Annotated in this window: 20 protein-coding genes, 1 pseudogene and 1 riboswitch; of the genes and pseudogenes, 13 read left to right on the top strand and 8 right to left on the bottom strand. The window is 62.1% G+C overall.

The window, feature by feature from the left end:
• Positions 1-35 precede the first annotated feature (35 nt).
• A complete protein-coding gene (locus NMA58_RS11590; protein ID WP_434713412.1) occupies positions 36-395 on the top strand; it encodes a hypothetical protein in 360 nt (119 codons plus the stop codon).
• 63 nt (positions 396-458) lie between these two features.
• Here NMA58_RS11590 and NMA58_RS11585 read toward each other — a convergent pair whose 3' ends face one another.
• Positions 459-1352, bottom strand: coding sequence for a LysR family transcriptional regulator ArgP (locus NMA58_RS11585; protein WP_434710072.1), 894 nt, complete (start codon positions 1350-1352; stop codon positions 459-461).
• A 100-nt stretch (positions 1353-1452) separates the two neighbouring features.
• On the opposite strand from NMA58_RS11585, the gene NMA58_RS11580 reads away from it, so the two are divergent.
• Entirely contained in the window at positions 1453-2061 is a 609-nt protein-coding gene (locus tag NMA58_RS11580) for a LysE/ArgO family amino acid transporter (RefSeq protein ID WP_434710070.1), read from the top strand.
• A gap of 59 nt (positions 2062-2120) precedes the next feature.
• Here NMA58_RS11580 and NMA58_RS11575 read toward each other — a convergent pair whose 3' ends face one another.
• A complete protein-coding gene (locus tag NMA58_RS11575; protein WP_434710068.1) occupies positions 2121-2333 on the bottom strand; it encodes a hypothetical protein in 213 nt (70 codons plus the stop codon).
• Between the two features lie 113 nt (positions 2334-2446).
• Here NMA58_RS11575 and NMA58_RS11570 point away from each other — a divergent pair, with 113 nt between their 5' ends.
• Positions 2447-3346 (top strand): LysR family transcriptional regulator, encoded by a 900-nt coding sequence (locus NMA58_RS11570; protein WP_085778489.1) that lies wholly within the window; start codon positions 2447-2449, stop codon positions 3344-3346.
• Positions 3347-3444: 98 nt separating this feature from the next.
• On the top strand, positions 3445-3600 hold the full coding sequence (locus NMA58_RS11565; protein ID WP_011425752.1) for an entericidin A/B family lipoprotein: 156 nt from the start codon (positions 3445-3447) through the stop codon (positions 3598-3600).
• A gap of 44 nt (positions 3601-3644) precedes the next feature.
• Here the strand turns inward: NMA58_RS11565 and NMA58_RS11560 are convergent, their stop codons facing one another.
• Both NMA58_RS11560 and NMA58_RS11555 read right to left on the bottom strand, forming a co-directional pair.
• On the bottom strand, positions 3645-3992 hold the full coding sequence (locus tag NMA58_RS11560; RefSeq protein ID WP_434710065.1) for a hypothetical protein: 348 nt from the start codon (positions 3990-3992) through the stop codon (positions 3645-3647).
• Between the two features lie 32 nt (positions 3993-4024).
• Positions 4025-5023, bottom strand: coding sequence for a glycine betaine ABC transporter substrate-binding protein (locus NMA58_RS11555; protein ID WP_434710063.1), 999 nt, complete (start codon positions 5021-5023; stop codon positions 4025-4027).
• A gap of 642 nt (positions 5024-5665) precedes the next feature.
• Here NMA58_RS11555 and NMA58_RS11550 point away from each other — a divergent pair.
• The 3 genes and pseudogenes from NMA58_RS11550 (at position 5666) to NMA58_RS11540 (ending at position 9705) form a co-directional block, all read left to right on the top strand.
• Positions 5666-7120, top strand: a complete 1455-nt coding sequence (locus NMA58_RS11550; protein ID WP_430959163.1) for a cobyric acid synthase — start codon at positions 5666-5668, stop codon at positions 7118-7120.
• A 285-nt stretch (positions 7121-7405) separates the two neighbouring features.
• Positions 7406-8611 (top strand): adenylate/guanylate cyclase domain-containing protein, encoded by a 1206-nt coding sequence (locus NMA58_RS11545; RefSeq protein ID WP_430959108.1) that lies wholly within the window; start codon positions 7406-7408, stop codon positions 8609-8611.
• A gap of 150 nt (positions 8612-8761) precedes the next feature.
• A pseudogene (locus NMA58_RS11540) lies at positions 8762-9705 on the top strand (IS630 family transposase).
• A 23-nt stretch (positions 9706-9728) separates the two neighbouring features.
• On the opposite strand, the gene NMA58_RS11535 reads toward NMA58_RS11540, so the two are convergent.
• On the bottom strand, positions 9729-11519 hold the full coding sequence (locus NMA58_RS11535) for a chloride channel protein (protein ID WP_434710060.1): 1791 nt from the start codon (positions 11517-11519) through the stop codon (positions 9729-9731).
• Positions 11520-11771: 252 nt separating this feature from the next.
• Positions 11772-12167, top strand: a riboswitch (cobalamin riboswitch).
• A gap of 401 nt (positions 12168-12568) precedes the next feature.
• On the opposite strand from NMA58_RS11535, the gene cobU reads away from it, so the two are divergent.
• From cobU to cobO, 4 genes are read left to right on the top strand one after another with little or no spacing between them, the layout of a single operon-like run.
• Positions 12569-13078 carry a bifunctional adenosylcobinamide kinase/adenosylcobinamide-phosphate guanylyltransferase gene (cobU, locus tag NMA58_RS11530; RefSeq protein ID WP_434710058.1) on the top strand — a complete coding sequence of 170 codons (510 nt, stop codon included), beginning with the start codon at positions 12569-12571 and terminating at the stop codon, positions 13076-13078.
• Positions 13079-13084: 6 nt separating this feature from the next.
• On the top strand, positions 13085-14134 hold the full coding sequence (gene cobW / locus NMA58_RS11525) for a cobalamin biosynthesis protein CobW (protein ID WP_434710056.1): 1050 nt from the start codon (positions 13085-13087) through the stop codon (positions 14132-14134).
• Between the two features lie 9 nt (positions 14135-14143).
• A complete protein-coding gene (gene cobN / locus NMA58_RS11520) occupies positions 14144-18349 on the top strand; it encodes a cobaltochelatase subunit CobN (protein WP_430959104.1) in 4206 nt (1401 codons plus the stop codon).
• Positions 18346-18978, top strand: coding sequence for a cob(I)yrinic acid a,c-diamide adenosyltransferase (cobO, locus tag NMA58_RS11515; RefSeq protein WP_430959103.1), 633 nt, complete (start codon positions 18346-18348; stop codon positions 18976-18978). Before cobN ends, cobO begins: the two co-directional genes overlap by 4 nt.
• A 117-nt stretch (positions 18979-19095) precedes the next feature.
• Here cobO and NMA58_RS11510 read toward each other — a convergent pair whose 3' ends face one another.
• The 3 genes from NMA58_RS11510 to NMA58_RS11500 all read right to left on the bottom strand — a co-directional run bounded on the left by NMA58_RS11510 (position 19096) and on the right by NMA58_RS11500 (position 21143).
• The gene (locus tag NMA58_RS11510; protein WP_434710054.1) at positions 19096-19890 is read right to left on the bottom strand and encodes a helix-turn-helix domain-containing protein; all 795 of its coding nucleotides are present in this window, start codon (positions 19888-19890) and stop codon (positions 19096-19098) included.
• Positions 19890-20255 carry a nuclear transport factor 2 family protein gene (locus NMA58_RS11505; protein ID WP_434710052.1) on the bottom strand — a complete coding sequence of 122 codons (366 nt, stop codon included), beginning with the start codon at positions 20253-20255 and terminating at the stop codon, positions 19890-19892. Before NMA58_RS11505 ends, NMA58_RS11510 begins: the two co-directional genes overlap by 1 nt.
• A gap of 102 nt (positions 20256-20357) precedes the next feature.
• The gene (locus NMA58_RS11500; RefSeq protein ID WP_434710050.1) at positions 20358-21143 is read right to left on the bottom strand and encodes a TSUP family transporter; all 786 of its coding nucleotides are present in this window, start codon (positions 21141-21143) and stop codon (positions 20358-20360) included.
• Between the two features lie 99 nt (positions 21144-21242).
• Between NMA58_RS11500 and NMA58_RS11495 the strand changes: the two genes are divergently transcribed.
• The gene (locus tag NMA58_RS11495; RefSeq protein ID WP_430959099.1) at positions 21243-21662 is read left to right on the top strand and encodes a cobalamin biosynthesis protein; all 420 of its coding nucleotides are present in this window, start codon (positions 21243-21245) and stop codon (positions 21660-21662) included.
• 70 nt (positions 21663-21732) lie between these two features.
• On the top strand, positions 21733-22683 hold the full coding sequence (locus tag NMA58_RS11490) for a nucleoside hydrolase (protein ID WP_434710048.1): 951 nt from the start codon (positions 21733-21735) through the stop codon (positions 22681-22683).
• Positions 22684-22734: the final 51 nt, after the last annotated feature.

The following is a 22734-nucleotide window of genomic DNA, read 5'->3' as shown; positions in this document are numbered from 1 at the left end:
GTGGGCTAGAAGGTGACAATCCGTCATCGAAGGTCATGTTCATGGTCAGCCCAATTTCCAGTTCTGCATCCACCATTCTAAGTTCAGCCGCTTCGACCTCGTCTTCCGGTTCATCTGATCAGCTTGCCTCTCTTGAGGCGCAGCTTGCCGAAAAGCAGGCAGCCCTATCGCAGACGCAAGACGAGCAGGAAAAGGCGGCGATCGAAAAATCGATCGAGACGCTGGAAGCCAAGATTGCCAAGCTCGAATCCAGCGAGAGCAGCCAAACTCAGTCATCCGCCGCATCAAAGCCCGTCGGCGAAGCTCCGAAAGAACTTTCGGGCGAAAGCCAGCGTATTGGCACCAAGAACTTTGACAAGACCAGCGAGTTCGGCAGCCGTACGGCCTACATGTGATCGTCCGACCGACTAAATCCCTCTGCCGGGGTGGAGCCTGGAGAAGAGGCATCTTGACGGTCATTAAAGCCGACGCTTCGCCACGGCGACGATCTCGCGTGTCAACTCAGCCAGGCGGTCGGCGGCGAGGCGGTTTATCTGCCAGTAGAGTGGGACGTCCAGCGGCGTGTCGGCAACAAGTTCGACGAGCCGCCCCGATGCGAGATGATCGCGGGTGAGCTGGGTCGGGTTCATTCCCCATCCCATTCCGGAAAGAGTGGCTTCGACGAAGCTTTGCGGGGAGGGCAGCCAATGTGTGGAGTAGTCCAGATCTTGGCTGAAGGTTTGCCTTACCCAGCTGCTCTGAAGCCTGTCCTTTTGATTGAAGGTCAGGGCCGGAGCGTTGCGGATCGCCTCCGATGTCACGCCGTCCGGGAAGTGGCGAGCGACAAAATCGGGTGTAGCTGTGGCGTTGTAACGGAGAGTTCCAAGGGCGAAGCGCCGGCATCCGCGGATCGGCTTCTCCAGACTGGTGACGGCTGCGATCACCCGTCCCCGCTGCAGCCATTCGGCGGTGTGATCCTGATCGTCGACGGCGATATTCAACAGATAGGACGAGGTTTTGGAGAAATTCGACATGGCCTCCACGAACCATGTGCCGAGGCTGTCGGCATTGGTCGCGATCTGTAGCGTGACCCTTTGGCGTGGCTCGTCGGGATCGACGAGAGCCGGCAGCTGCCCGAAAAGCTCAACCTCCAGCATGCCGACATTCTCGACGTGACGACAGAGCCATTCCCCTTTTTCGGTCGCCGTACAGGGGGTGCCTCTGGCGATCAGGATGACGCCGAGGCGTTCTTCGAGCTGCTTCACCCGCTGCGACACAGCCGACGGCGTCACATTCAACACGGTCGCTGCCCTTTCGAAGCTGCCGGTCTGGACGACGGTTGCGACGGCGCGAAGAGCGGGATAGTCGAGCATGGGTTAGTCTCGCTTAATCAGAATAAGGCAGATTAATTAGACTAAGCCAACTTCAGGCGATAACGCAACCGCATCGAAGCTGAGAGCGGTTGCCGAAACGATGAGTTTTTCGATTTATGTCACGGGCCTATTGATGGGCCTCAGCCTGATCGTCGCGATCGGCGCGCAGAACGCCTTCATTCTTCGCCAGGGCCTGCGTAGTGAACATGTCCTCGCCGTCTGCCTCACCTGCGCCTTGTCCGACGCCGCGCTGATCATGCTCGGCGTGACCAGCCTCCGGCAGATTGCCGGATTGCTGCCTTGGCTCGATCCGGTCATGCGCTACGGGGGAGCCGCGTTTCTGGCTTGGTACGGAGCCAAGAGCTTCTATTCCGCCTTGCGGTCGTCCGCTGTGCTCACAGTTACCGAAGCCGAAACGGCAAGCTTTTCCCGGACGCTTGCGACTTGTCTCGCGCTGACCTGGCTTAATCCGCATGTCTATCTCGACACGGTCGTGCTGCTTGGCACGATATCGACGCGCTATCGGGGGCAGCAGGCTTCCTTTGCCGCAGGCGCCGTGACCGGCTCCTTCCTGTTTTTCTTTGCGCTCGGATATGGCGCGACCTGGCTGCGGCCGATCTTTTCCAGGCCGGCCTCCTGGCGGATGCTCGAGACGCTCGTCGGTGCAACGATGTGGATTATCGCCTTCAAGCTGATAGGCGGGATGTGAGCCGATCAGCGTGTGAGGCCATCGGCCCGGGCCCTTTCAGATCCGACCAGAGATCCGCATTATGCGCGCGTTTCCACGAGTCTCGGACCCCGCTTTGGTCGGGCAGCGACGTTAAGGAGCGGCAACTCCATTTCACGCTGGCAGTCGGCCAAGAGGTGCGACGGAAATCGCTTCAATTCCCGGAGCGCATGTTCGTGATTGGCATCCCTGCGCCGGCGCGTCTTGAATGCGGAAACGGCCTGTAGGATATTCCAGGTGCTTGATTGCGCCATGTCTAGCCTCCTTTGCTGCGTCAGTTCCTATACCTAGACTATGGGGAGCGGTTGACATTCAATCAAACAAAATGATATGCGGTTAAAGATCAGAAAAATTGAAAGATGCGACGATGAGCCTTCCCTTTCGCCGTCCCATTCCTTTGCTTGACAACGATGTGTTGCGCACCTTCGTCGCCATCGCCGAGACGGGCAATTTTTCCACTGCCGCCGAAGCGGTCTTCCGGACGCCGTCGGCGGTCTCCATGCAGATCAAGAAGCTCGAGGAGCAGCTCGGAGCGACGCTGTTTTTACGCGATGCGCGATCGGTGTCGCTGACGCGCCATGGCGAAATGCTGCTCTCTTACGCCCGCAACATCCTGGCGCTGTCGAACGAGGCGGTGTCGCGCTTCATCATGCCGGAACTGACCGGGGTCGTCCGGCTCGGCGCGCCGGAGGATATCGGCGAGCGGCTGCTGCCGAGAATCCTCAAAAGCTTCGCCGAGAGCTATCCCGGCATCATGGTCGATGTGACGATCGACATGAGCGTCGGACTGAAGAAGCGCATGGAGGAGCAGAGGCTCGACCTGGCGCTGATCAACTGCGCGACTCGGCCGTTTCCGACCGGTGGCGAAGTGGTGTTCCGCGAGCGGCTGGTCTGGGCCGGCGCAAGGTGCGGCTCGGCGCATCGGCGCGATCCCCTGCCGATTTCGATCTGGGAGGATGGCTGCATCTGGCGGCAGGAGGCACTTGCCCAGCTTGAACGCAACAAGCGGCCTTATCGCGTCGCCTATCTCAGCGGCCACACGATGGCGCAACGCGCCGCCGTGCTCTCCGATCTCGCCATTGCGCCGCTGCCGCTCTCCTATGTCAGCGAGGACATGTCGATCCTCGGCCTGCAGGAAGGGCTGCCAGAGCTCGGCTCCTTCGATATTCGCCTTCTGACCGCCTCGCAGATGTCCGGTCCGATCGAGACGGTGGCCGACAGCATCCGCAGCGCGTTTGCCGAGAGAGCGAAGGCTGTCGCCGCCTGAGGATGTCTTTCAACCGTGAACTTTTTCGCCACTTGTGCGTTAGGGGCGCGGATGGCATGAGTGCCGTTCGGGGTTGATTTCAAACAAGGATATTCGAAATGACGACAACGGCCAAAATTGCCGCAGCCTTCATGGTTCTTCTTGCTCTTTCCTCCTGCGGCAACACGATCCGCGGTATGGGAAAAGATACGGCGAACGCCGTCAACGCCACCCAGGATGCAGGCCGCTCGGTCGACCGGGCTGCGAGGAAGTAATCGGCCGGCAGATTTGCCGGACTGAAAGGCCATCCGAGGCCGGATCAAGGCACCGGAGGATATGCCTTTTCGAGGCCGCCGGATCGGCTAAGACCGGTCCGGAAGGCTTGGTAGGCGGGATGCTGGCTCGAGCGAGCGGTTTCCATCAGCCGAATCTGCAGGCGATGCGGCGCCTTGGTCCCGAGCCACAATCCGAGATTTTCAAGCTTCAGCGAGTTCAGGAAATGCGACTTCGCGGCAAGGTCGAGATGGCGTCGCAGGCCGTCGAGCAGGTTGTCGTCCTGGGCGGCATTTTCCATGAGCAGGGCCAGATATGATTTATCGGCTTCCGACAGCGCGGCGAGCTTTTCCGCAACGGTATCGCGGTCGGGAAAGGGAAGGTTGCCTGTCATTCGAATCGTCCGGTCGTTGGCGCCATCTGCCGTTATAGGCTCGCTTTGACTTTTTCGGCTACATCGGCCGGCACCCATTTCATCCACAGGTTCTCGTAATTGCGCAGGAAATAGATCGCGGCATCCTCGTTGCTTTCGCGATTTTCATCCTGCCAGGCGAGCACTTGGTTGATCGTCTCATTGTCCCATTTGCGGGTCTTGAGATAGGTCGTGACAGGTCCGGCGCGGCTGGCGAAAGACCTGGTCATCAGCGTGAAGGCGCGCGAGACCGGATAGGAATTGAGCTCAGGCCTGATACAGCCGGCAACCGCGGTGCAGCGGTCCCATTCGGCCTTGTTGTGACTGACGCCGAAGCTCAGCCGCGTCATGTCGTATTTGCCGAGGATGGCGGTCGGCGCCCAGTAATAACCGAGCCAGCCGGTCTTCTTGTCGAAAGCCCGGGCGATCGAGGCGTCGAGCCGCTGAGGACTGCCGGTTTCGACAAGTTCGAAGCCTTTTTTGTCGGCGGCGAGGGCCTTGAAGAGGTTGGTGGTCGATATCTGGCAACTCCAGTCGGCGGGACAGTTGTAAACCGCGCCTTTCGAGGGATCATCCTCGGCAGGGAAAAGCTCGGGGTGCTTCAGCGCGTCCTCGACCGAGCGAATATCGGGATTGGCGTCGGCTATGAATTTCGGGATAAACCAACCCTCGACCGCGCCATCGGCGAGTATCTCGGCGCCCTGCACCAGCCGACCGGTGTTGACGGCCTGATCGAGCAGGGCCCTGACGGAATTGATCCAGTATTCCGAAGCGATATCCGGGGTGCCTTTTTCGTTCATCGAGGCGAAGGTCGGAAGGGTGTCGCCGTCGACGATGGTGACGGAGCAGCCGTAGCCCTTTTCCAGGATGATCTTGTCGAAGTTTGCGGCAATGCCGGCCGAGGCCCATTTCATCTCGGCGATCGAAACTTTGCCGCACTCGGCGGCTTCGGCCGGCGCGGTCGCGCTAAAAAGAGCCGCGGCAAAGACGGCCGAAATCAAAAGCGTCTTCATCGTCTTCCCCGAATTGTTCTTGGGCAACGTGCTGCCGGGATTCACCAGGCGGCGATGCCGCAACAGGCGTTTCCCATTCACGGGCGCCGTCCGACCGGCTCCGGCAACGCGTCGCAGACCATATTTCAATGGCGTATTTTGTCGAAGCCTACGCGTTCGTTCGCAGAAATCAACCGTCTTCTGCTCGTGGTTGCGGTACTAAATTATTGAATTCGAATAAGATAGTTCGCTGCTGAAATTTCCTCGGATCGAAGAGAGACGCTGTCTGCGAACGCCGGCTCAATGGTGATGGAAACCGCCGAGCAGATCAAAAAAAGTCAAAATTAACTTTTGCGTAAGCCTTCAATAACTCTCCGGTAAGAATGTGCCGTTATCAGTTGGGGCGTGGCGGCAACGACCGCTGCTTCTCCGGTTCAGGTAGTGCGTACCGGAGAAAGCGAGCTTCGCCGTGTAGGGGCGAAGACGCCTGAGTTTTCGGCAAACCGCGCAGAGCCAAGGCCATGCGCGGTTTTCGCGCTTTCGCGAGAATAATCGAAGTCTTGACCCGGGTTCGGCGGCCATTGTAGGCCTCCGGCTCGTGCATCGGCCCGAAAATCTCAACCGATTTTCGGACGCGCGATGCCCCAGGGAAAGGCGGCCGCCATGGCAAGAGCGATCATGCTGCAGGGAACCGGCTCGGATGTCGGCAAGACGGTGCTGGTGGCGGGGCTCTGCCGGCTTGCGGCAAATGCCGGGCTCACCGTGCGGCCGTTCAAGCCGCAGAATATGTCGAACAACGCGGCGGTCGCCGATGACGGCGGTGAGATCGGGCGGGCGCAGTGGCTGCAGTCGATGGCTGCACGCACGCCCTCTTCGGTGCATATGAACCCGGTGCTGCTCAAGCCGCAATCGGAAAACGGCAGCCAGATCATCGTGCAGGGCAGGGTGTTCGGGCAGGCGAAGGGGCGGGATTACCAGCGGCTGAAGCCGCAACTGCTCGGCGCCGTGCTCGGGAGCTTCGAAAAAGTGGCCACGGGCGCCGATCTCGTCGTCGTCGAGGGGGCGGGATCGCCGGCCGAGATCAATCTACGAGCCGGCGATATCGCCAATATGGGCTTTGCGACACAGGCCGGCGTGCCCGTCGTGCTCGTCGGCGATATCGATCGCGGCGGTGTCATCGCCTCGCTTGCGGGCACGCATACGATCCTCGCAGACAGCGACCGGGCGACGATTTCGGGCTATATCATCAACAAGTTCCGCGGCGACGTCTCGCTCTTTGACGATGGCATCCGCGCCATCGAGGGCTTCACCGGCTGGCCGTGTTTCGGCGTCGTGCCGTGGCTGCAGGCCGCCGCGCGCCTGCCGGCCGAAGATTCGGTCGTGCTCGAACGGCTGGCGAGGGGCGGGGCGGGTGCCCTGAAGATCGCCGTGCCGATGCTGCCGCGCATTGCCAATTTCGACGATCTCGATCCGCTGAGGGCGGAGGCGGATGTCGAGCTGGTCTTCGTACGCTCAGGCGAGCGGCTGCCTGTCGATGCGGGCCTTGTCATTCTGCCCGGGTCCAAATCGACGATCGCGGACCTCGCCGATCTGAGAGTCCAGGGCTGGGACCGCGATCTTGAGGCGCATGTCCGGCGCGGCGGCCGGGTGATAGGCATCTGCGGCGGCTACCAGATGCTCGGCCGCAGGGTCCACGATCCGCTGGGAATCGAGGGCGGAAGCTCAGAGGTGCCGGGGCTTGCGCTGCTCAACGTCGAGACCCAGATGGCGCCGGAGAAGACCGTGCGCAACAGCCAGGCCCGCTCGACGGAATTCGATGTGCCGCTTGCCGGATACCAGATCCATCTCGGCATCACCCGGGGACCGGATTGCCATAGGCCGTCGACGATTATCGACGGGGCACCCGACGGGGCGCTGTCGGCTGACGGTCGGATCATGGGCACCTACCTGCACGGGCTCTTTGCCAGTGACGCCTACCGCACCCGGCTGCTTCAAAGCTTCGGCTTGTCCGGTGAACGGCAGAACTATCGTGAGAGCGTCGAACAGGCGCTCGACGAGATCGCCGGGGAATTGGAACGTCACCTCGATCCACGCTGGCTGGCGGGACTGATGGGTTAGCCGTCGGGGACAGCGACCTTCAAAGAGCCGGGCCAGACGGTGCATGATGGTATAGATCCTTCAAGGCTGCGCCTGCGGCTTCGCGCCTCAGGGCGAGGTGCGTTGAAGAATGCCGTCGAATGGGCCATTTGAGAGTGCCGGAGTCCGATGGCCGATGTCTGAGAAACCTCCCTCGAGGCGCGCAGGCCGACGGTCGCGTCGCAAAGGGTACGGCGGAATGCTGCAGTCCTGGTCGCATCGCTTTTGCGCTCAAGGGTAGTGTCGATATGCGAATTTGACTAATGTATGGTTGTTGACCCTCAAGCGGAGGCTTGGAAAATTACAGATCATATTCAGTGGCTTATTGAGCAGGGAATCACGAGCGAGCATATTGGCGATCTCGTCGCCGGCCTGTGCGACCGGCTAATCGCGGAAGGGTTTCCGATCTGGCGGGCAAGCATCCGCATGCCGTCGCTTCATCCGATGTACCGCGGCATAGCGGCCAATTTCGTCAGGGGTGGCGTCACGACCATCGAAATGGCCGGACATGGCAGCGCAGCGGATCGCGTCTTCGAGGAGACGCCGATATTCTACCTTTTGAATCGCGGCGAGAAAACCGGACGGTGGAATCTGGCGAAGGGCGAGGGTCTCCAGTATGCCGAGCTTTCCGAATTTGCGCTTGCCGGTGGCACGGATCACGTGATCAATCTTTTCGAGTTCCCGAAGGAGGTCGCGCTGCGCGGGCTCGGTTTTTCCCTGACCAGCGATGCACCAGGCGGATTCTCCGACAATCAGCTGGCCATCGTCGATAAACTGTTCCCGGCACTGGGACTTGCGGCCTACCGCGTGGCGGTTTCGAAGACCGCGACCGATATCCTTGCCGTCTATACCGGCGCCAGGACCAGCGCCCGCATCCTTGCCGGCGAAACCCGCAGGGGAATGGGCGGATCCATCGATGCGGCTATCCTGCTTGCCGACCTCCGCAACTTTACGGCGCTGACCGAGGTCTATCAGCCGGGGGAGATCGTCGGCTTTCTCAACGAGCATTTCGAGCTGATCGACCGGCATGTCGAGGAAAATTCCGGCGAGATCCTTAAGTTCATGGGCGATAGCGTACTGGCGATCTTTCCGACGGATGCCGAGGATCCGCAAAAGGCCTGCATGGCCGCATTGGCGTCGGCCCAGAACCTGCTGCGGGCAAACGAAGAGCTCAATCGTGAGCGGACGCGCAACGGCGGTCCGCATATCGGCATCGATGTCGTGCTGCATCTCGGCGAGGTTTTTTACGGAAATGTCGGTGCTCACGGCAGGCTCGACTTCACGGTGATCGGCAGGGCCGTCAACGAGGCCTCGCGGCTTGAAAAGCTTTGCGGAACGCTTGAGCAGCACCTGCTGCTGTCGGAAAGCTTCGCGGCGACCTGTGCCGTGCCCTGTGACCATCTCGGCTCGTTCGAACTGCGCGGCGTTTCGAAGAGAGCCGACGTCTTCCGGCTTGCCGGCGCCGCCTCATAGAGCGCCGTGCGTCCTTTCGGGACGCTCTAATGCTATAAATCTACGCATCGGCCGATGCGCTAGAGCACGCTTCGATTTTTCAGAATCGCAGATTCGCAAATCAGCTGAGATATGATTCTCTGTCCTACCGGAAAAGGACGGCCGGCAAGGATGACGCACCCATATTCTGAGGATCTTCGCGAACGGGCGATGGCGCGCCTGAACACCGGAGAAACGATACGATCGATCGCAGCAGCACTTGCGATTGCTCCCTCCTGTGTTTCGAAGTGGAAGAAGCGCCTTGCGGAGACCGGCGCTCTGACGCCCGGCCGCGTCGGCGGTCGCAAGCAGCGGACTTTGTCCGGCGAACGGGCCGACTGGCTGCGCCAGCGCTGTCGATCCGGCCCGTTCACGACGCGAGGCCTTGTGGCGGAACTGGCCGAACGCGGCATCAAGACCGAGCGACGCGCCGTTTGGGTGTTCGTCCGGGCCGAGGGCCTGAGTTTCAAAAAAAACGGTTCTGCCGGCCGAGCAGACGCGGATGGATATCGCCAGGAAACGGTTGCGTTGGAAGACCCATCAACGGCGGATCGAAGCGCAGCGGCTGGTCTTTCTCGATGAGACCTGGATCAAGACCAACATGGCGCCCCTCAGGGGGTGGGCACCGCGTGGTCAACGCCTATGTGCCGCGGTTCCGCATGGGCACTGGAAAACCCTGACATTCATTGCCGCCTTGCGCTGCGACCGCATCGACGCCCCTTGGGTCATCGATTTGGCCGATCAACGGCGAACTCTTTACCCTCTATATCCAGAGGATCCTCGTGCCCACGCTCGTCAAGGGCGACATCGTCATCCTCGACAATCTCGGCAGCCATAAGGGCCAAGCTGTCCGTCGTGCCATCCGGGCCGCAGGCGCGCACCTCTTCTTCCTGCCGCCTTACAGCCCGGACCTCAATCCCATCGAGCAAGTCTTTGCCAAGCTCAAGCACCTAATTAGGAGAGAACAGCCTCGCACAGTCGAAGCGACATGGCGCAAGGCTGGTGAAATGCTCGACTGCTTCTCGCCAGCAGAATGCGCAAACTACCTCACAAACTCAGGATATGCTTCCGTATGAAAGCAGCAGGCTCTAGTGTCCGCTCAGATTTCGCCAGACACCTCGCGGCGGCGGCGGTCGAGTTCTTCACTGTAGCGGCGCAGCGTATGGCTTTCGCTGAGTTGTCCGACCACTTTGCGCTCGATCAGATTGTTGACGACGGCGAGCGCTTCGCTTTCGCTTTTGTCGAAGATCGCCGCCGCCTGCCTGGCGTTCATCTGCGGCTGCAGGAAGTCATTGCGGTAGCGGACGAAATCGGCAAGCGTCTGGCCCTCGTCCTGGACATCGGTCGGGTTGGCGTAGATCTCCGGCACCAGCACGAGGCCGGCATATTTGTCGTTCTCTTCGACGAGAATGACGCGTTGCGTTGAGCCGATCGGAAAGGCTCTCCTGAAGTCGTCCAGCGAGATATCGGCCCTTGCCGTTTTCACGTCGGCGCGCATCAGCTTGTTCACCGTCAGATTGCGGATCCAGCCAACGTCGTGGGCGCTGCGGATGCTTTCGCCGCGCAGATGGAAGCGCCACGTGGCGAAGGAGTAGCCGAAGGTCGAGCGCACGACGAGCGAGGAGGTGATGACGGCGGCAAGCACGAGCGCCGTGATCGGGAAATCGCCGGTGATTTCGAGCGCCAGGAAGGTCATCGTCAGCGGCCCGCCAATGACGGCGACGGCCAAAGAACTCATCCCGACCACGGCATAGATCGCAGGCGTCAGCGTCGCATCGGCGAAATAGGGACCGCAATAGGCAAAGAGCTTGCCGAGCAGGGCGCCCATGAACAATGATGCGAAGAACAGGCCGCCCCTGAAGCCGGAGCCGATCGAGATTGCCGAAGCCAGGGATTTCAGGAGGAAGAGACCGATCAGCGCCGGGATCGCCACCTCGCGGGAGAGATTGAGATGAAGGGCGCCGTGGCCGGCCGAGAGCACTTGCGGCGAGATCATCGCCAGCAGCCCGACGATGATGCCGCCGAGCGCCGGGCGGAAGGGCGGGGCGATCGAGCTCTTGCGCGCCAGTTCCTCGATGAAGGCGACGCCCTGCATGATGAGGATGCCGACACCGGCGCAGAAGACGCCGAGCAGCAGCGCCGGGACATAGTCGGCCGGCACGACCGAGCCGAAGCTGCCGATGTCGATGGTGAAATCGCCTTCGGCAAGCAGCCTGGCGACGAGCGTGGATACGAGGGCGGAGGTGACGACCGGGGTCAGCGAGACGATCGTATAGCTGCCGATGATCAGCTCGAAGGCGTAGAAGGCGCCGGTCAGCGGCGCGTTGAAGGCGGCGGCGATGGCGCCGGCCGCACCGCAGCCGACAAGGATGCGCAGGTCCGAACGGCGCAGCTGCAGCTTCAGGCCGAATTTCGAGGCGAGGCCGGCGGCAAGCTGGGTGTAGCCGGCCTCCAGGCCGACCGAGGCGCCGAAGCCGTTGGAGATCAGATTCTGTACGGCAACGATGATGCTGTCGGTCAGCGACAGGCGGCCGCCATGCAGCGCATTGGCCTCGATCGGGTCGACCATCGGTTTCTTGCGCCGCTTGGCGAGCACCAGGAGCAGCAGGCCGAGCAGGGCGCCGCCGATGACCGGGGCGGCGAGCAGCAGCATCTTGTCTTCGATGACCGAGGCGCTCAACCTTTCACTGTCGGCGATGCCGAACACCTGCTGGTGCAGCTCGTTGGAGACATAGCTCATGCCGGTCACGGCAAGTCCCGAGGCGATGCCGACGATGGCGCCCGCCAGCGAGAGGCCGACTTCGCTGCGGCGAGTGAGGGCGCGCAACCGCCCCGGATCGAGGAAAACTCGCAGCGCACGCAGGCGGCGCCGATCCAATTTCGTAAGCATGGCTAGACAACTAGGCGGGGAGAGGCCCGGTCAAGGGCGATGGCGCAACCGGCTTGCAGCGCAATTGCGGCGAAAAGCCGGCGGGCCGGTCAAATATTTATGACGTAAATTACTGATAAAAGACGATATTTCCGGTAGAGTCAGTGGTATTGGCGTGACCTTTCGCCCCCTCGCGCTAGAGGAGGGCTGCGAAGGTCGATTGACTTCAGCCCCCGGCTTGCCTAACCATCCCTCAACGGATGGTCGCTTGACCATCCTGACATAACGGATGGTTCCGGATCGGCGTTGCGCCCTTCCGGATGAAAAGGGAATGTGACGGGGCGGACCCAAGCCGGGCGCCCTTATCACAGCCGACCCCGCGACTGTAGAGCGGTCAGGGTCTTCCATCCGGCATCGAGCCCTTCCGGCCGGCAGCCCGCAATCGTGCAGGCGAGCAGGATGGCGACATGTCGGAAAAGCCACTGGACATGCATGGTGATCAACCGGGGTCGGACGCCTCTATTTCTACGAATCGTCCACCTTTTCACCGATGCAGCCGGGAAGGCGAGGCGGATCCGCTGGCACGATGCGGGGCGACCGGTTTCCGGTCCGCCCCGATCGCGGCCGATACCCGCGAGCCAGGAGACCTGCCATGCGCGCCGGGCGACGAGCCCAATCCTGGGCCAGAGGTCCACTGCCAGCACGGAGGTTGTTTTGGCTGAACGATTGAATTCAGCGCTGCCTTCGGTGGCGCGATGCAGTGGCGGCGGTGCGGTGCTTTCGGCCGCCTGTGTCGAGTATGCGGTACCCCCCTCTGTCCTGCCCGACTGCCGGGGTCGAGCCGCGGGTCTCGACCCGTCCTCCGGACCCTCCACAAGGGGGGAGACCGGCAAGAAGCGAGACCTTCGCCCTACATCGGTTGTTTGGGAAGACCCGTGCCGCGATTCAATCTCCCCCCTTGTGGGGGAGATGTCCGGCAGGACAGAGGGGGGTGTCGCACCCTCAGCCGTCAAGGAATACCCACCCGAAACAAGCCTCGATTATGCCTTCTCTCCCAGGAGCGGCCGAGCATGACCGCTACCCTCATCCTCGGCGGCGCCCGCTCCGGCAAATCCCGTTTCGCCGAAAATATCGTCATTTCCACCGGCCTCGAGCGGCATTACATCGCGACCGGCCGCGCCTGGGACGACGAGATGCAGGCGCGTATCGACCAGCACCAGGACGATCGCGGTCCTTCCTGGACGACGCATGAGGAGCCGCTTGATCTCGTCGGCAAGCTTGCAGCTATCGACGGTGAGGGCAGGGCGATCCTGGTCGATTGCCTGACGCTGTGGCTCACCAATTTGATGATGGAGGGGCGCGATATCGCGGTTCAGGCTGCTGCGCTTGCCGGCTGGCTGCCGCAGGCGAAGGCGCGGCTCGTCATCGTTTCCAACGAAGTCGGCCTCGGCATCGTGCCTGACAATCGCATGGCGCGGGAATTTCGCGATCATGCCGGGCGGCTGCATCAAATGATCGCGACGAAGGCCGCCGAAGTCTATTTCATCGCGGCCGGTCTGCCGCTGAAAATGAAGGGTTGAAGTTCCATGAACCAGCAGAAAATCCCCGCAACCGTCATCACCGGCTTTCTCGGCGCCGGCAAGACGACGATGATCCGCAACCTGCTGACCAATGCCGGCGGCAGGAAGATCGCGCTCATCATCAACGAGTTCGGCGATCTCGGCGTCGACGGCGATGTGCTGAAGGGCTGCGGCGCGGAGAACTGCACCGAGGACGACATCATCGAACTCACGAACGGCTGCATCTGCTGCACCGTGGCCGACGATTTCATTCCGACCATGACCAAACTTCTGGAGCGCGACCAGCGCCCCGACCATATCGTCATCGAGACCTCGGGTCTTGCCCTGCCGCAGCCGCTCGTCGCCGCCTTCAACTGGCCCGATATCCGCAGCGAAGTCACCGTCGACGGCGTTGTCACCGTGGTCGACAGCGCTGCGGTTGCCGCAGGCCGTTTTGCGGATGATCATGATGCCGTCGATGCGCGCCGCGCCGAGGATGAATCGCTCGATCATGAAAGCCCGATCGAGGAGCTCTTCGAAGATCAGCTGACCTGCGCCGACCTGATCGTGCTCAACAAGACCGACCTGATCGACAGCGATGGCCTTGGACGCGTCAAGAGCGAGGTTGCCTCGCGCATCGCCCGCAAACCCGTGATGATCGAGGCCAGGAATGGCGCGGTGCCGGCAAGCGTGCTGCTCGGCCTAGGCATCGGCACGGAAGACGATATCGGCAACCGCAAATCCCATCACGAGCTGGAGCATGAAGAGGGCGAGCCGCATGATCACGACGAATTCGACAGTTTCGTCGTCGAACTCGGCGCCATCTCCGATACGGCAGGTTTCGTCGAGAGGCTGAAGGCCATCATCGCCGCGCATGACGTACTGCGCCTCAAAGGCTTCATCGACGTTTCCGGCAAGCCGATGCGCCTGCAGCTGCAGGCCGTCGGTGCCCGCATCGATCAGTATTTCGACCGCGCCTGGGCGCCTGATGAAGCGCGCAGCACCCGCCTCGTCGTCATCGGCCTGCATGAGATGGATCAGGACGCGGTGCGCAAGGCGATCGAAGCGCTCGCTTAGGGATAGTCGATGCATCTGCTTCTGGCCCAGCAAGGATCGATCAGCGACGGCGAAGAGGCGATCGACCTCGGGCAGACGCCTGGCGATATCTTGTTCCTCTCGGCCGCCGACACCGAGCTTGCAGCGATCGCCGCGGCGTATGCCGGCGGAGTGGCGGGCTATTCGCTGAGGCTTGCAAGCCTGATGAGCCTGAAGCATCCGATGTCGGTCGATACCTATGTCGAGCGGACGGCGCAGCATGCGAGGCTGATCATCGTGCGGGCGTTGGGCGGGGCGAGCTATTTCCACTATGCGCTGGAGGCGCTGCATGCGGTTGCTGCGCGGAATGGCGCGCTGATTGCAGTGCTGCCGGGGGATGCCAAGCCAGATGCCGGACTGACGCCGTTTTCCAATGTGGCGTTGGAGGATCTCAATGCGCTGTGGGGCTATCTGATCGAGGGCGGCGACGCCAATGCGCGGGGCTTTCTTGCCTATGCAGCGGCGATGCTTTCGGGGGAGGAGAAGCCGACGCCGGCCGCGCCGCTGATGAAGGCGGGGATCTGGTGGCCGGGGAGAGGGCTGGTTGGGATTGAGGGATGGAAGAGGCTTGTTTCAAGCGCGTCTTCCTTGGCTGTCGAAGTCGTGACACCCCCCTCTGTCCTGCCGGACATCTCCCCCACAAGGGGGGAGATCGGCAAGGGGCGAGATTATCGCCCTACATCGGTTGTTTGGGGAGAGACCTTCCACGATTCGATCTCCCCCCTTGTGGGGGAGATGTCCGGCAGGACAGAGGGGGGTACCGCGTACTCGACGGCAGACCAGAGCACCGCATATTCGACGGAGAAGGTGGAAATCGAACCCACCATTCGTCCTATCATCGCCATAGCCTTCTACCGCGCCCTCGTGCAGAGCGGCGAAACCCGCCCCGTCGAAACCCTGATCGAAGCCCTGCGGTCGCGGGGTCTTCGCCCGTTGCCAGTCTTCGCCTACAGCCTCAAGGACCCGATCTCCAAAGGCATCCTCGAATCCATCTTCGCCGACCTCAAACCCGACGTCGTCATCAACACGACGGGCTTCGCCGTCTCCGCCCCTGGGGCCGATCGCGAACCGACGGTGCTGGAGGCCAATGACGCCATCGTTCTGCAGGCGATCTTTTCGGCCTCGTCGCGGGAAGCCTGGACGGCCTCATCGCAAGGATTGTCCGCCCGCGATCTCGGCATGAACGTCGCGCTGCCGGAGGTGGACGGCCGCGTCCTGTCGCGCGCCGTCTCCTTCAAATCTGCCGCCCGCTACGATGCTGCGGTTGAGGCCAATATCGTTTCCAGCGAGCCGGATGTGGGGCGCATGGCCTATGTGGCTGCGCTTGCCGCCAACTGGGCGCGGCTGCGGCAGCGGCCGGTTTTGGAGCGGCGTGTTGCGCTCGTCATGGCGAATTATCCGAACCGCGATGGACGGCTCGGCAATGGCGTCGGTCTCGATACGCCTGCCGGCACCGTCGAGGTGATGCGGGCGATGGCGGAGGCCGGTTATCCCGTTGCCGATATTCCCGCCGATGGAGATGCGCTCATGCGGCATCTGATGGCCGGGCCGACCAATTCCGGCTTTGACGGCAAGGTGGTGCGCGAGCGGCTTTCCCTGAGTCGATACAAGCGCTTCTTCGCCTCTCTTCCCAATCAGATTCAGGAGGAAGTGACGGCGCGTTGGGGTGATCCCGAAGCGGATCCTTATCTGCGGGATGGCGCTTTCGCGCTGCCCTTTGCCCGGTTCGGCGGGTTGCTGGTGGGGATCCAGCCGGCGCGGGGCTACAATATCGATCCGAAGGAGAGTTATCACTCGCCGGATCTCGTGCCGCCGCACGGTTATTTCGCCTTCTATGCCTTTCTGCGCGAAGAGTTCGGCGCCGATGCTGTGGTTCACATGGGCAAGCACGGCAATCTGGAATGGCTGCCCGGCAAGGCGCTGGCGCTGTCCGACACTTGCTATCCCGAGGCTATCCTCGGACCCTTGCCGCATCTTTATCCCTTCATCGTCAATGATCCCGGCGAGGGCACGCAGGCCAAGCGCCGTAGCGCGGCGGTTATCATCGATCACCTGACGCCGCCGCTGACGCGGGCCGAAAGTTACGGGCCGCTCAAGGATCTGGAGGCGCTGGTCGACGAATATTACGAAGCCTCGGGCGGCGATCCCAGGCGTATCCGCTTGCTCAGTCGGCAGATCCTTGAGCTTGTTAGCGATATCGGGCTGGACCGCGACGCGGGCATTGCGAAGGGAGAGAGTGAAGGCGAGGCGCTGAAGAAGCTAGATGCCTATCTCTGTGATCTCAAGGAGATGCAGATCCGGGATGGGTTGCATGTGTTTGGGGTGTCGCCGGAAGGGCGGTTGCTGACGGATCTCACCGTGGCCTTGGCGCGGGTGCCGCGTGGGCTCGGTGAGGGCGGGGATGGGAGTCTGCAGCGGGCGATTGCTGGGGATGCTGGGTTGGGCGTTGAGCCCGTGACACCCCCCTCTGTCCTGCCGGACTACCGGGGTCGAGCCGCGTGTCGCCACCCGTCCTTCGGCCCCCCCACAAGGGGGGAGATCGACGGGGGGCCAGACCGCCGCCCTACATCAGTTGTTTGGGGAAGCGCTATCGCCGATCCAATCTCCCCCCTTTTGGGGGAGATGCCCGGCAGGGCAGAGGGGGGTAATCCCACCTTCGACCCTCTCGATTGCGACATGGCCGCCCCCTGGGCCGGCCCATGCCCGGCAATCCTTGCAGATATCCTCGACGCCCCCTGGCGCAGCAATGGCGACACGATCGAGCGCATCGAGCTGCTCGCCGCCAAGCTCGTTTCGGGCGATATGGACTGCCCAACCCTCTGGTCCCAAACCAGAGCCGTACTCGACGAAATCGAGGCACGCCTGAAGCCCTCAATTCTCGCCTGCGGCCCGGCCGAAATCACCAGTTTGCTGCGCGGCCTCGACGGCCGTTTCGTGCCGCCCGGCCCATCCGGCGCACCGACGCGCGGGCGGCCGGATGTGCTGCCGACGGGACGGAATTTCTATTCCGTCGACAGCCGCGCGGTGCCGACGCCGGCGGCCTATGAGCTGGGAAAAAAATCCGCGGAATTGCTGATCCGCCGTTACGTGCAGGATCACGGTGAATGGCCCGTCTCCTTCGGGCTGACGGCCTGGGGCACCTCGAACATGCGCACCGGCGGCGACGATATCGCTCAAGCTTTGGCGCTGATCGGCGTCAAGCCGGTCTGGGACATGGCCTCTCGGCGTGTCACCGGCTACGAGATTATCCCGCCGGCCATGCTGCGGCGGCCGCGGGTGGATGTGACGTTGCGCATTTCCGGCTTCTTCCGTGACGCTTTCCCGGAGCAGATCGCGCTGTTCGACAAGGCGATCCGCGCCGTCGGTGCGCTGGAGGAGGATGCGGCTGACAATCCGATCGCCGGGCGCATGCGCGGTGAGGCGGCGCGGCTTGCCGCAGCCGGGCTCGATGCGAAGGCGGCGGCGAAGCGTGCGGGTTATCGCATCTTCGGCTCCAAGCCGGGGGCCTATGGTGCCGGCCTGCAGGCGCTGATCGATGAGAAGGGCTGGGAGCGGCGGGCCGATCTGGCCGAAGCCTATCTTGTCTGGGGCAGCTATGCCTATGGCGCGGGTGAGGAAGGGCAGGCCGAGCGCGGGCTCTTCGAGGAGCGGCTGCGTTCCATCCAGGCCGTCGTACAGAACCAGGACAATCGCGAGCACGACCTGCTCGACAGCGACGATTATTACCAGTTCGAAGGCGGTATGGCGGCGGCGGCCGAAGCGCTCGGCGGTGTGCGGCCGGCGATCTATCACAATGATCATTCCAGGCCGGAGAAGCCTGTTATTCGCTCTCTGGAGGAAGAAATCGGGCGGGTAGTGCGTGGGCGCGTCGTCAATCCGAAATGGATCGTTGGCGTCATGCGTCATGGCTACAAGGGCGCTGCCGAGATCGCAGCGACGGTCGATTACCTCTTTGCTTTCGCGGCGACCACCGGCGCTGTCGGCAATCATCATTTCGAGGCTGTCTATCAGGCCTTTATCGCCGACGTGAGAGTGCGCGACTTCATGGCCGAGAAGAATCCGGCAGCACTTTCCGAAATGAAAGAGCGGCTGATGGAGGCGATCGAGCGGGGGCTTTGGACGCCGCGCAGCAATTCGGCGCAGTTCAATCTCACAGACATCAACGAAGCCAGGAAAAGAGCAGGCAGCCAGCCATGACCGAAGAGCCAGTCGTACCAGTCGAAAAAGACGATGCCCGTCACGCCGAGAAGATGGCGAAGAAGAAGGCCGCCCGTGACAAGATCATGGCGACCAAGACGGATGAGAGGGGCTTGATCATCGTTCATACCGGCAAGGGCAAGGGCAAGTCGTCGGCCGCTTTCGGCATGATCTTCCGGCATATTGCGCATGGGAAGCCGTCGGCCGTCGTGCAGTTCATCAAGGGTGCGATGTGGACGGGCGAGCGAGATCTGATCGAGAAGCATTTTTCCGATCTCTGCCAGTTCCATACGATGGGCGAGGGCTTTACCTGGGAGACGCAGGACCGGGCGCGGGATGTCGCGGCGGCAAGGGCTGCCTGGGAAAAGGCCAAGGAGCTGATCCGCGACGAGCGCAATTCCATGGTGCTGCTCGACGAGATCAATATCGCGCTGCGTTACGACTATCTCGATATTAACGAGGTTGTCGAATTCCTGAAGAACGAGAAGCCCTACATGACGCATGTCGTGCTGACGGGACGCAACGCCAAGGATGAACTGATCGAAATTGCCGATCTCGTCACCGAGATGGAGCTGATCAAGCATCCCTTCCGCTCCGGCATCAAGGGGCAGCCGGGTGTGGAGTTCTAAAGCAATTCCAGCAAAAGTGTGCGCGGTTTTGCGTTCGGAATTGCGTGAAAAGGAGGGCAATTCCAGCAGGAGTGTGCGCGGTTTTGCGTCCGGAATTGCGTGTAAGCAAAGAGATCGTCAGTTGAGGGCGAGGCTGCGCAGGATGGCGGCCGTTTCCTGATCGGCCGGAAAGAAGGATTCGACGGCCAGTTCCGACAGGGTGATATCGACAGGCGTGCCGAAGACGGTCGTTGTCGAGATGAAAGAGAGCAGGCCGGCTTTCGTCGATAGTTTTAGCGGAACGACGATGCCGGCATGGTCGGCATGGGCCTCGCCGGTGGATTCGGGCGCGGGGTAGGAGAGCAGATCCTTCAGCAGCGTTTCCAGCACCGGGTCGCCCGAGACCGATATCTGCTGCTGCAGCCGGTCGAGAAGATGGGCGCGCCATTCCGGGAGGTTAGCGATCTGAGGTGCAAGGCCCCGCGGATGCAGGCTGAGGCGCAGCACGTTGATGGGCGATTCCAGCAGCGATTCATCGGCAACGGCTTCGAGCAGCGGCGTGATGGCGGCGTTGGCGGCAATGAGCGCCCAGTGACGGTCGATGGCGATGGCCGGGAAGGGTTCGTGGCCCTTCAGCACCATGTCGATGGCGCGCCGCGCCGGCTCAAGGGCGGGATCGTCCAGCTTGCGTTCGGCAAAGACCGGGGCGAAACCCGCAGCCAGCAGCAGCGGGTTCCGGTCGCGGAGCGGAACGTCCAGACGCTCGGCCAGATGCAGCAGCATCTCGCGGCTCGGCGTCGAGCGCCCGCTCTCGATGAAGCTCAGGTGCCGTTGGGAGATATCGGCTTCGAGCGCGAGATCCAGCTGGCTCATGCGGCGGCGCTGGCGCCATTCGCGCAGGTGATCTCCGAGAGAGCGGGCGGTCGGGGTCATCAGGCGGCTTCCGGCAATTGGTCGATGAAGCCATGGACGGATTTTAACCTGCCGTCTTCGAGTTCGGCGAAATCCGTGCCCTTGATCAGCGCTTCGCCATTTTCAGGGCCGAGGCCCCAGGAGAAGCGTAAGTTATCGCCGTAGCCGTCGGCCGTGCCGATCAGTGCGAAGCGAAAACCGGGGAAGCGGTTCTGGACAGCCTCGACCAGCCCGTTGATCTGCTCATGGCCTTGCCCGCGCATCAGCGGATCGACATAGATTGCTGCTTCAGCCCAGCTCTCGGCGATGAGCGCGCGGCGGCGCTCATCATCCGTCTCGTTCCAGATGGCGAGGTAGCGCTCGGCGGTGGTCGTTGCGTCGTTCATTGGGTCATCTCCTTTTGATCGCCGGTCAATTCCAGGCAGGGCGATCATGGGCGAAGGCGGTGCACCCTATCAATTACGCCAGAGGTAATGAAAGGCGTTTGGCTAGAGTCCGAGCCAGACCCGCAGCGGATTTGCCGGATCGGCGAGCAGCTTGACCGCCAAAGCGATGCAGACGATGACGAGCAGCGGCTTGATGAGCTTTGCGCCGATGCGCATGGCGAGCCGTGAGCCCAACTGGGCACCCAGGAACTGGCAGACACCCATCAGCAGGCCGATCTTCCAGAGGATCGCGCCGAAGCTTGCGAAGACGATCAGCGCGCCCAGGTTGGAGCCGAAATTCAGAAGCTTGGTGTGAGCGGTGGCCTTCAGCACGCCGAAGCCGGCGAGGGTGACGAAGGCAAGCATGAAGAAAGAGCCGGTGCCGGGGCCGAAGACGCCGTCGTAGAAGCCGATGGCCGGCACCAGCGTCAGGCCGAAGGCGAAGGGCGTGATGAGGCGGTGTTTGTCAAGATCGTTGAGGTTCGGCTTGACGGCAAAGAAGATCGCGATTGCCAGCAGCAGCACAGGCATGATCGCTTGAAGCACCTGGCCTGGTACGATCGTCGCAAGAGCGGCGCCGAGTGCCCCGCCCATGAGGGCCATCAGAGCCATCGGCAACTGTTCGGAAAGCTCCACATGGCCCTTGCGGGCATAGGCGAGCGTCGCGGAAGCTGCGCCGAAGATCGATTGCACCTTGTTGGTTCCGAGCGTCTGCAGCGGCGGGATGCCGGCGATCAACATGGCGGGAACGGTGATGAGACCGCCGCCGCCGGCAATTGCATCGACGAAACCGGCAAAGAAGGCAGCAGCGCAGAGCAGCAGAAGCAGATGAAAGGCAATGTCAGGCAAGATGCTATTCCAGAAGGGCTTTCAGCCGGTTTTGTTGCATTTCCCTCTCCAAGCTGCAATGGCTGCAAGGACACAGCAACGGCACAATCGGCTGCTTCCATGAGCGACATATCTTTCAATCCGGCACGGCGCCATGTGCTCGGTCTTGGCTGCGAGCGCGGGACGCCGGCTGCGGAGGTGTTGGCGCTCGCCGTCGCGGCGCTTGGGGCGGTCGGGATCAGCGCGGATGAGCTCGCCGCCATTGCTTCCATCGACAGCCGCCGGAAGGAGGCGGCAATCCTGGCAGTCGCCAGGCATTTTGCCGTGCCGGCTCTATTCTTCGACGCTCCGCGACTGGAGCGGGAAACGCCGCGGCTCAGAAATCCATCGGCCGTCGTCTTTGCTCGCGTCGGCTGCCATGGCGTTGCGGAATCGGCGGCGCTTGCTGCGATCGGCGACGATGCCGAACTGGTGCTTGGCAAAATCAAGTCGGCGCAGGCGACGGCGGCAGTCGCCCGAGGCGGGTTGCAGAAAGCCTGACGGTCGCTATGGTGGCGGCAATTCGCGGCGCCAACCGGCAGGCTCGCGATTCACATTTAGAGGATAAATTATGCACAAGGTCATTTATGACACTGACCCGGGCGTTGACGACGCCATGGCGCTTCTCTTCCTGCATCGCCATCCCGAAATCGATCTGATCGGCATCACCACGGTCTTTGGCAATGCATCGGTGGAGACGACGACGCGCAATGCGCTCTTCCTCAAGCGTGAGTGGAATATTCCCGCGCCGGTCGCCAAAGGCGCCAGCGTCACCATCGATGCCTCGCGCGCCGAGCGGGAATGGCCTTCCATGGTGCATGGCGACAACGGCCTCGGCGATATCGAGGTGCCCGCAGCGATCGACCTGCCGCTCGATCCGCGCCCGGCGCACCGCTTCATCATCGACACTGTGCGTGCCAATCCTGGCGAGGTGCGTCTGGTCGCGGTCGGACGGATGACCAATCTGGCGATGGCGCTGAAGGAGGATCCCGAGATTGCGACCCTGGTCAAGGACGTCGTCATCATGGGTGGCAACTTCTATGTTCCCGGCAATGTCTCGCCGGTCGCCGAGGCCAATATTCACGGCGATCCCGAGGCCGCCGACATTGTCATGACAGCGCCGTGGAAGGTCGCAGTCATCGGCCTCGACGTCACCTCGATCACCACCATGAGCCGCAGTTATCTCGGCAGGATGGCGGCCGAGGGAGATGGCGCCGTGAAACTGCTCGATGCACTCTCGCAATCCTACATCGACTTCTACCAGCATGCGGTCGAGGACGGCATGATGGTGCATGACAGCTGCGCCGCAGTCTACGTCGTGGCCCCGGAACTGTTCTCGTCGATATCGGGGGCGGTGCGCGTCGTCTGCGGCGGCATTGCCGACGGTCAGACGATCGTCAAGCCGGATGGCCGCCGCTTCCCGCCCGGCGATTGGGATGATCGGCCGAGCCAAATCGTCACCACAGGGATCGAGTCGGAAAAGGTCCTAAAGCTGATCCGCGATACGCTGCTTCGCGGCTGAGTGTCTTGAAGGACTGATTGCAGCAGGCGCCAACTTTCGACTTGCTTTTTT

Source organism: Rhizobium sp. YTUHZ045, assembly GCF_051124255.1.
Taxonomy (GTDB): Bacteria; Pseudomonadota; Alphaproteobacteria; order Rhizobiales; family Rhizobiaceae; genus Rhizobium.
Note: the sequence above shows the minus strand (reverse complement) of the source record. Positions and strands in the feature narration are given on the sequence as shown.

Bases quoted from the DNA above. Each gene is read 5' to 3' on its own strand.
- NMA58_RS11550 (WP_430959163.1), top strand. From the start codon at position 5,666: ATGGCAAGAGCGATCATGCTGCAGGGAACCGGCTCGGATGTCGGCAAG.
- NMA58_RS11545 (WP_430959108.1), top strand. From the start codon at position 7,406: ATGGTTGTTGACCCTCAAGCGGAGGCTTGGAAAATTACAGATCATATT.
- NMA58_RS11490 (WP_434710048.1), top strand. From the start codon at position 21,733: ATGCACAAGGTCATTTATGACACTGACCCGGGCGTTGACGACGCCATG.
- NMA58_RS11510 (WP_434710054.1), bottom strand. From the start codon at position 19,890: ATGACCCCGACCGCCCGCTCTCTCGGAGATCACCTGCGCGAATGGCGC.
- NMA58_RS11590 (WP_434713412.1), top strand. From the start codon at position 36: ATGTTCATGGTCAGCCCAATTTCCAGTTCTGCATCCACCATTCTAAGT.
- NMA58_RS11560 (WP_434710065.1), bottom strand. From the start codon at position 3,992: ATGACAGGCAACCTTCCCTTTCCCGACCGCGATACCGTTGCGGAAAAG.
- NMA58_RS11570 (WP_085778489.1), top strand. From the start codon at position 2,447: ATGAGCCTTCCCTTTCGCCGTCCCATTCCTTTGCTTGACAACGATGTG.
- NMA58_RS11580 (WP_434710070.1), top strand. From the start codon at position 1,453: ATGAGTTTTTCGATTTATGTCACGGGCCTATTGATGGGCCTCAGCCTG.
- cobW (WP_434710056.1), top strand. From the start codon at position 13,085: ATGAACCAGCAGAAAATCCCCGCAACCGTCATCACCGGCTTTCTCGGC.
- cobO (WP_430959103.1), top strand. From the start codon at position 18,346: ATGACCGAAGAGCCAGTCGTACCAGTCGAAAAAGACGATGCCCGTCAC.
- NMA58_RS11565 (WP_011425752.1), top strand. From the start codon at position 3,445: ATGACGACAACGGCCAAAATTGCCGCAGCCTTCATGGTTCTTCTTGCT.
- NMA58_RS11505 (WP_434710052.1), bottom strand. From the start codon at position 20,255: ATGAACGACGCAACGACCACCGCCGAGCGCTACCTCGCCATCTGGAAC.
- NMA58_RS11585 (WP_434710072.1), bottom strand. From the start codon at position 1,352: ATGCTCGACTATCCCGCTCTTCGCGCCGTCGCAACCGTCGTCCAGACC.
- cobN (WP_430959104.1), top strand. From the start codon at position 14,144: ATGCATCTGCTTCTGGCCCAGCAAGGATCGATCAGCGACGGCGAAGAG.
- NMA58_RS11535 (WP_434710060.1), bottom strand. From the start codon at position 11,519: ATGCTTACGAAATTGGATCGGCGCCGCCTGCGTGCGCTGCGAGTTTTC.
- cobU (WP_434710058.1), top strand. From the start codon at position 12,569: ATGACCGCTACCCTCATCCTCGGCGGCGCCCGCTCCGGCAAATCCCGT.
- NMA58_RS11575 (WP_434710068.1), bottom strand. From the start codon at position 2,333: ATGGCGCAATCAAGCACCTGGAATATCCTACAGGCCGTTTCCGCATTC.
- NMA58_RS11495 (WP_430959099.1), top strand. From the start codon at position 21,243: ATGAGCGACATATCTTTCAATCCGGCACGGCGCCATGTGCTCGGTCTT.
- NMA58_RS11555 (WP_434710063.1), bottom strand. From the start codon at position 5,023: ATGAAGACGCTTTTGATTTCGGCCGTCTTTGCCGCGGCTCTTTTTAGC.